Source organism: Streptomyces chilikensis (assembly GCF_001642695.1).
Taxonomy (GTDB): Bacteria; Actinomycetota; Actinomycetes; order Streptomycetales; family Streptomycetaceae; genus Streptomyces; species Streptomyces chilikensis.
In genome coordinates this window covers 2,035,920-2,036,942 of the sequence record NZ_LWCC02000005.1, presented here as the reverse complement: position 1 = coordinate 2,036,942, position 1,023 = coordinate 2,035,920, and the positions used below count along the sequence as shown (strand labels likewise).

Here is a 1,023-nt window from a genome sequence, read left to right as displayed (position 1 = left end):
CGCCGCCGATGCCGGCGCTCATCACGTCGCCGAAGAGGTAGACGAAGAGCAGGAGCAGCATGACCGGGGTGAGGAGGAGGTTGAGGGTGAGGGAGGGGTAGCGGCGGGCGTGCAGGAGGTTGCGGCGCAGCATGGTGGTGCTGTCGCGCAGGGCGGGGGCGAGGGTGCTCATCGCGTGGCCTCCTTGGTGGCCTGGTCGTCGGGGGTGGTGTCGTCGGTGAGGGCGAGGAAGACGTCGTCGAGGTCGGGGGTGTGGACGGTGAGTTCGGCGGCCTCGACGCCGGCGGTGTCGAGGCGGTCGAGGAGGGTGCGCAGGGCGCGGGGGCTGCCGTCGTTGGGGGTGCGCAGGGTGAGTGCGTCGGTGTCGGAGGTGGCGTCGGTGAGGAGGGCGGCGGCGCGCCGGTGGGTGGCGGGGTCGGTGAAGCGGAGCTGGACGTGGCCGCCGGGGACGATGCGCTTGAGTTCCGCGGCGGTGCCCTCGGCGGTGATGCGGCCGTTGTGGAGGACGGCGATGCGGTCGGCGAGCTGGTCGGCCTCCTCGAGGTACTGGGTGGTGAGCAGGACGGTGGTGCCGCCGGTGACGAGTTCGCGGATGATCTGCCACATGGTGTGGCGGGAGCGGGGGTCGAGGCCGGTGGTGGGTTCGTCGAGGAAGATGACGCGGGGGTCGCCGACGAGGGTCATGGCGATGTCGAGGCGGCGTTTCATGCCGCCGGAGTAGGTGGAGGCGGGTTTCCCGGCCGCGTCGGTGAGGCCGAAGCGTTCCAGGAGGTGGGCGGTGATGCGGCGGCCTTCGGCCCTGGGGAGGTGGTGGAGGTCGGCCATCAGGAGCATGTTCTCCTCGCCGGTGATCAGGCCGTCCACGGCGGAGAACTGGCCGGTGACGCCGATCGCGGCCCGGACGGCCTGGCCGTCGGTCGTGAGGTCGTGGCCCGCGACCTGGGCCTGTCCGCCGTCGGCGGAGATCAGGGTGGAGAGGATCTTGACCGTGGTGGTCTTGCCGGCGCCGTTCGGCCCGAGCAG

At 71.9% G+C, this 1,023-nt stretch carries 1 protein-coding gene; it reads right to left on the bottom strand.

Annotated features, from left to right (window positions below):
• Positions 1 to 168: 168 nt before the first annotated feature.
• On the bottom strand, positions 169 to 1,023 hold an 855-nt coding region (locus A2U95_RS09125), incomplete at its 5' end, for an ATP-binding cassette domain-containing protein (protein WP_166021673.1).